Here is a 6,344-nt window from a genome sequence, read left to right as displayed (position 1 = left end):
CACATCCTCGGCTGGCAGGGTGCGCGAGCGCACTCTATCCCTCAGTTCCTTGCGCTCCCTCGGGGCCAATCCAAGCTCTCCATCAAGCATCCCTTACGATACACTAACCCGATACCAATGTCACTGTTACAGGCCACTAGTAGTCGCAACGACACTGTTGATAATTACGTGCAGATAACCTAGCCGTCCCACCACCAACTACGAGATTCGTTTTTGAATGTGCTGCAAGTGTCGTCTCGCTTCCCGTGAAGGTTTGCGGAACTGAAAAGCCAACATTCGTCGTAGATCGAACAGTAACAAACTTCAAAACCGATCCTGGAAGCGTTTGCTTTTATAGCTTCTGCGCCAGAACCCCAGTGAAACCAGACGGATTGAACCATCCCACCGGCCTGGAGGACGGTATCCACGGCGGGGTTTAGAAACTCAGCACCCGTCTTTGGTATTTTTAAGGGATTAGATATTGCGTCGGGAAATGGGTCTGACGCTTTTTGGGATACTCCATCGACCAATAACTTGAACCCACGAAGTCGAGCGGGACCTACGCCGTCATTGATTGTTCGCCAACCTACTCCGGTTGTATCGTAGTAAAACGACATGAATAGATGGGGTTGAACAGAGAGCTTATCGTGCTGTCGCGCGACGCGTCTCTCATGAATCGTGAAAGTCAACGAGCAAAGAGCGATTACCATTGAGCAAGCGGCAATAACGACCGAGGCGACAGTGCTCAACCATTCGATTCGCAGGCGCTTTAATCTCCGTATCCAAGGGCGCAGTTTGACGGCTCGCATGGTTTAGAGTCATACTCTCCCCATGCCTACCCGAGCAAGCAGAGGCGGCAAGAGAGCCGATTTCGTTCAACAGGCGCTAGGCACTGTGGAAACCGTCATCGGCGAAGTCCTAAAGCCGGCAGAGGGCAAGAACCCGCATGCACAGGCGCTCTCCGCGCTCGGGGCGTCGAAGGGCGGGAAGGCGCGCGCCGAAAAACTGTCCGTAAAACGGCGCAAGGCTATCGCGAAGAAGGCGGCCCAAGCCCGTTGGCATCCGGAATAGACGAATCAGGGAACGGTAGCGGCAGAGTCCTATTGTTCCTTGGCGCCACACGATCCATCGCTTGATGGAAGGCTTCGTACGCTCCATCTGGAAAAGCCTTCGCAAGGAAACTGATACCGGACAAGTGGTGTTGAAGTGCCGGATGTCCGACATCAGGCGTCATAACTTGATGCAAATATCCAGACCGTCCAGTGGTCTCGCGAATTTCAGTACGACGCTCTCGGAGTTCTGTCGTTATGCCGGGGCCTATACGATCGAACACAAGATCGACCGTCATCTGTGCCATCTGAATCGGACGCCTTGAGCTTGCGGGATCGTACTTCCATCCTTTCAGCCTGAACATTTGCCGATAAAATTCATCAGGAAAACGCTTTGCCCATTTCGCCAATTCGGCGCGATTCCCGAGCCGCGCACACGTTCATGCAGGATGTTGCGAGCCGCCTGAACCATCGCGTCCAGCTAACGACCGACGGGCATCACGCTTATCTGTACGCGGTCTATCTCGCGTTCGAGAACGATATTGACTACGGCATGCTGGTCAAGAAATACGGGGCAGTCCAAGAGAGCGAGACGCGCTACAGTCCGCCGGTCTGCATCGGGGCGGAGCGCAGGGTTATCACTGGCGCGCCCGATCCCGACCATATCAGCACGAGTTACGTTGAACGCCAGAATCTCAGCATGAGGATGGGAATGCGGCGCTTCACGCGCTTGACCAACGCATTCTCAAAGAAGATCGAAAACCACAAGCATGCGGTCTCTTTGTTCTACATGTACTACAATTTTGCTCGCGTCCATCAGACGCTAAAGACGACGCCCGCGATGAAAGCAGGGGTTGCGGATCACGTCTGGACGACCGAAGAAATCGCGGCGCTCATACCTTGAAATCCAAACCGCCCACTACCCGGCTAGTTGACATAATACTTCTTATGCGAACTTGTATAAGCGCAAGGTGAAGGACAAATTGCTCGGCTCGCAATCTGTGTAATCGGCGGAATCTGCGGTTAAAGCCTCGTCTTTACGATGACTCAGACCCCTCACCCCAACGATAAATAGCATGCGGCGCTGGCGGACCCATTTTGCGATCCGTATCATCAAGGACTTATGCGCACCCCTAATCTGCTGATTCGTAGCCGTCGTTTGATCGCATCGAGCGTGATCGTGATTGTGGTCGGCATCGTCACGATGCCCTGGGATGCTCGTGCCGCGAGTCCAGCGCCGAGTCCCGCAGCGACCGCCGGCACCAGGGATCCGGCGCTCATCGCATTCCTCCAGAAACACTTTAAGATTCCGAATCCCGACCTGATCAAGCTGGGGCCCGTCAGCGAGACGCCGATCAAGGGCATCTACGCGCGCCCGCTTACCGTCAGCAACGACAAGGGCCAGAGCATCAGCACCATCCTCTTCTCCGACAAGGCCGAGACCAAGGGCATTATCGGCACTTATATCGACATGAGCGGCGAGCCGTGGGGACGCATGAGTATGAGCCAGATTCATCTCGACGATCGCCCGACGCTGGGGCCTGCGGACGCGCCCGTGACCATCGTCGAGTTCGCCGACTTCGAGTGCCCGTACTGCGCGCACGCATTCAGCGTGCTCGAGACGATCGCCAGCACCAACTACAAGGGAAAGATAAAGGTCGTGTATAAGAATTATCCGCTGAATGTGCATCCGTGGGCGATGAAGGCCGCGGCCGCCGCCGAATGCGCCCGCTTGCAGAATCCCGAGGCCTTCTGGCAGTTCGCGCGCTACTTCTACACCAACCAGGGATCGATCACCGCGCAGAATGTTCAGGATCACGTCGACAAGATCGTGGGCAGCCAGAAGCTCGACGACGCTTCGTTGAAGGCGTGCATGGACAGCAAGCAGACCGCCGAGCGCATCCAGCAGGATCAAATCGACGGCGCGCTGGTCAAGGTGAGTTCGACGCCGACGTTTTTGATCAACGGCATCCCGGTGGTGGGATTGCCCGACAACAAGATCGTGGATTTCGTGATTGATTCGGAACTGGCGGCGAAAACGAGCGCGGGGAAGTAGCCGGAGGATCAGGAGAGCGCGAGTCGGCGCTCGGAAAGAGCAGAATGCGAAACCCCTCACGGGTTTCGCGCTTCCTGGGGCAAAAAACGTGTAGCCGGCTGCGCGCTCGAATCGTCGAGTAGAAAGATGCGCGCTACGCGCTGTTAGTAGTGGAAAAAAATAGAGAATTCAAAGTGCTGCTTGCGCCTGGGGCCGCGGGCCTCGAGGCGGAACGCAGAGTATTCGAGGGAATCTCCTTAGGCGGAGCTTTCGCGACGCGCGAGCGACGCGGAGCCGATTCGGGCCGGAGGGCCGAATCGCTATCGATTAGTCCCCCGAGGCGGAACGGAGTGTATTCGAGGGAATCTCTTCATTTAGTCGTCGCGATCGCGGGAGGCGGTGGAACTGCGGGAGCGCCCAGCAGCGCGAGCGACGCGAGCACATCCTCGCGCTGTTGCGCATACGGATGCGCCATCAGGAAGCCGCGGTAAGCCGTAATCGCATCCTGCTTGTCGCCCATCTTCGCGAGCATCCGGGCGACGCCGAGTTGCGAGCGCATCTGCTCGGGTCCGTCGATCCCGGCGGCCTGTCGATAAGCGCCGCCGGCTTTCTTCCAATCGCCCATCCGCTCGTAAACGACGGCGAGATTGGTGAGCGCGAGGCCGGTGAACAGCGGGTCGCGCTCCTCGGCGAGAAACGCGACGAGCGTATCGCGCGCACGCGGCAGATCGCCGTCACCGAGGTACGCGCTCGCGGTGTAGAATCGCGCGAGACGTCCGAGGCGGCGCCCCGGCTCTTCGTCCGCGAGCTTTTTGAATTGCGCTTCGGCCGCTTTGTATTGCCCGCCTTTCAACTGCGTCAGCGCGGTGTAGAACTGCGTCGAAGCGACGGCGTCGCGATGCTGCTCGTAGTAATAGACCGCGATGACGACGGCGCCGATCGCAGCGACGATTCCGAGCGAGATGAAGACCTGGTTGAGATTGCCGAGAATGAAATTCTGCACGCTCTCGGCGAGCGTCGTGAACTCGTCGGGCTGCTTGAGTTCCTTCTGGGTGATTTTTCGCTGGGTGGTTTTTCGGCGATGAGTAGTCGGCGGCATCAGATGCTCCGGCGGGCGCCGCCCGGGCCAGGATCGAATGAGTCAGCGGCGAGCGCTACGCGCTCACATCTTGTACTTGAAATCTTCGGGCGCCATCCGTTCGAGAATTTCGGACCACTTGTCGCGCGACACGCCGGCGAGATTCTGCTCGGAGGCCTGCTGCTGCGGCTCGCCCTGCGATTCGTGCAGCTCGCTCGACGCCTCGAGCACTTGCTTCGCGACGTAGATTGGCGACTTGGTGCGCAATGCAAGTGCTATCGCGTCGCTCGGCCGCGAATCGAGCTCGAACGCCCTGCCCTCGCGCGATTTCAACTGGATTCGCGCGAAGTAGGTATTGTCGCGCAGCTCGGTGATCTCCGCCGCTTCAACCGTCGCGCCAAACTCCGTCAGTAGATTGCGCAGCAGGTCGTGCGTCATCGGACGCTGCGGCTTGATTCCTTCGAGCTCGGTCGCCATCGCGGTGGCTTCCAGCGGACCAATCCAGATCGGCAGATTGAGCTTATTGTCAGGATCCTTCAGCACCACGATCGGCATCTTGGTGGACGGGTCGATCGTGATTCCACCGACCATCATCAAAATGAAATCTTCCCTGTGAGCAGACATAGACAAGCTCTCTGTACTCCGCCTCGAGCAGGCAGCCGCAGTGCTTAAATCCTGTGCAGCGCCGGATGAAAATATCTTGGACCAAAGCTGCGCGATGGTCAACCGAACACGCCCGCAAGCGGCGGCGAACCGCTCCCTCAGCCTGTGACCAAGCGATCGATAACCCGATAAAGCTGGTTGAGATTGCGGCACTCTTCCACCACGTCGCAGTGCGGCGCGTAACGATCCATCTCGCTATCGCCAAAGCCCCAGGTGTTGCGGCTCTCCGGATTGAGCCAGATTACCTTCTTGGCGCGCTGCTGGATTTCACGCAGGCACCAATCGTGAGGCAGATTATAGTTGTTGCGCGCGTCGCCCAGCACGATCACGGTGGTGCGCTTGTTGACCGCGCCGATATGATCCGAAACGAAACTGCGGAACGCGTAACCGAAATTCGAATGCGCGTAAACGTTGATGATATCGCCCTTCAGCGCGACGTCCAGCGCCTCCTTCGAATCGTTGTTGCGGAAATGATCCGTCACCTCGCCGATATCCGCGACGAAGATGAAGCTCCGCACCCGCGAATACAGATCCTGCAACGAGTACACGAACTGCAGCATGAAGCGCGAGGCGTTGCGCACCGAATCCGATACGTCGCACAGGATCACGACTTGCGGCTTTTCGCGTTTGCGCTTTTCAAAGCGCAGCTTGAACGGAACTCCGCCGCAGTCCATATTCTGCCGGAGCGTGCGCTTGATATCGAAGCGGCCTTTCTTCGCGCGCTTGCGCCGCACCGTGATCACATTCTTGAGCCGCTGCGCGAGGCGCGTTACCGCCTCGTTCATTTTCTTGAGCTCTTCTTCCGTCAGGTAATAGAAGCTCTTCTCGCCGATCTGATTGAGCTTCTGATCGTCTTTCTGCTTGATGTCGCGTTTTTCGCGCTCCATCCGGACGAACCTGCGGATGATGTCTTCGAGCGCTTTTAAGCGCCGCTCGAGATATTCTTCGAGCTTGGCTTTCAGCTCCGAGCTGACGTCCATCTTCTCGAGCTGTTCGCGCAGATTTTTAATTTCCGCTTCGATCTTGTCGAGCCCGAGCTGACGCGCGAGCGCGCGCGCAAAATAATTTTCCTCGATCGTGCGCTCGATTCCCGAGAGTTTCACCGCGCGCGCCGCTTCATTGATCTTGCGCTCGAGTTCTCCCGAATTGTTGCGCAGCAGTTGCTTCGCCATTTCCGAGAGGTTTTTCCCCTCTTTCTTCAGCATCTCGGTGACTTCATCGAGGAATTTCTGGAATTCCTGATCCGACATCGAGAGCGCGTTCTGCACCGCCTGACTCGCCTGCTTGATGATCTCGCCGAGCCCGGAGAAATAAATATCGAACAGCTCTTCGAACACCGGCAGTTCGGTCGATCGTTTGACCATCGTGGTCCGCAACGCCGCGCGAAACGCGTCGCGCTCGCCGAGCCCGGTCACCTGCGAGGCGCTGAACGCGTCGAGCGTCTCAGCCAGCGAGACCCGCACGCCGTTCTCGCGCAACAGATGCGCAAATTCGACCAATTTTTCTTGCATCGATATACCGCCCAGGCCGTCGCCGCGCA

Annotated in this window: 6 protein-coding genes and 1 pseudogene; 3 read left to right on the top strand and 4 right to left on the bottom strand. The window is 57.7% G+C overall.

Going from position 1 to position 6,344, the window contains the following annotated elements:
- Positions 1–873 precede the first annotated feature (873 nt).
- Positions 874–1,050, top strand: coding sequence for a hypothetical protein (locus Q7S58_RS12390; RefSeq protein WP_304825783.1), 177 nt, complete (start codon positions 874–876; stop codon positions 1,048–1,050).
- On the opposite strand, the gene Q7S58_RS22190 is transcribed toward Q7S58_RS12390, so the two are convergent.
- A complete protein-coding gene (locus Q7S58_RS22190; protein ID WP_370655511.1) occupies positions 1,007–1,393 on the bottom strand; it encodes a P63C domain-containing protein in 387 nt (128 codons plus the stop codon). The two genes, Q7S58_RS12390 and Q7S58_RS22190, sit on opposite strands and share 44 nt — an antisense overlap.
- A gap of 50 nt (positions 1,394–1,443) precedes the next feature.
- Between Q7S58_RS22190 and Q7S58_RS12385 the strand changes: the two are divergent.
- A pseudogene (locus Q7S58_RS12385) lies at positions 1,444–1,932 on the top strand (IS1 family transposase); the annotation flags it as partial.
- 219 nt (positions 1,933–2,151) lie between these two features.
- The gene (locus tag Q7S58_RS12380; protein ID WP_304825780.1) at positions 2,152–3,084 is read left to right on the top strand and encodes a thioredoxin domain-containing protein; all 933 of its coding nucleotides are present in this window, start codon (positions 2,152–2,154) and stop codon (positions 3,082–3,084) included.
- 349 nt (positions 3,085–3,433) lie between these two features.
- Here Q7S58_RS12380 and Q7S58_RS12375 read toward each other — a convergent pair whose 3' ends face one another.
- The 3 genes from Q7S58_RS12375 to Q7S58_RS12365 all read right to left on the bottom strand — a co-directional run bounded on the left by Q7S58_RS12375 (position 3,434) and on the right by Q7S58_RS12365 (position 6,315).
- Positions 3,434–4,162, bottom strand: coding sequence for a tetratricopeptide repeat protein (locus Q7S58_RS12375; RefSeq protein WP_304825777.1), 729 nt, complete (start codon positions 4,160–4,162; stop codon positions 3,434–3,436).
- A 63-nt stretch (positions 4,163–4,225) separates the two neighbouring features.
- The gene (locus Q7S58_RS12370) at positions 4,226–4,765 is read right to left on the bottom strand and encodes a bifunctional nuclease family protein (RefSeq protein ID WP_304825774.1); all 540 of its coding nucleotides are present in this window, start codon (positions 4,763–4,765) and stop codon (positions 4,226–4,228) included.
- Positions 4,766–4,902: 137 nt separating this feature from the next.
- Positions 4,903–6,315, bottom strand: a complete 1,413-nt coding sequence (locus Q7S58_RS12365; protein WP_304825772.1) for a VWA domain-containing protein — start codon at positions 6,313–6,315, stop codon at positions 4,903–4,905.
- Positions 6,316–6,344: the final 29 nt, after the last annotated feature.

This window comes from Candidatus Binatus sp. (genome assembly GCF_030646925.1).
Classification (GTDB): domain Bacteria; phylum Desulfobacterota; class Binatia; order Binatales; family Binataceae; genus Binatus.
The sequence above is the reverse complement of the archived record's forward strand: the minus strand, read 5'-3'. Positions and strand labels throughout refer to the sequence as shown.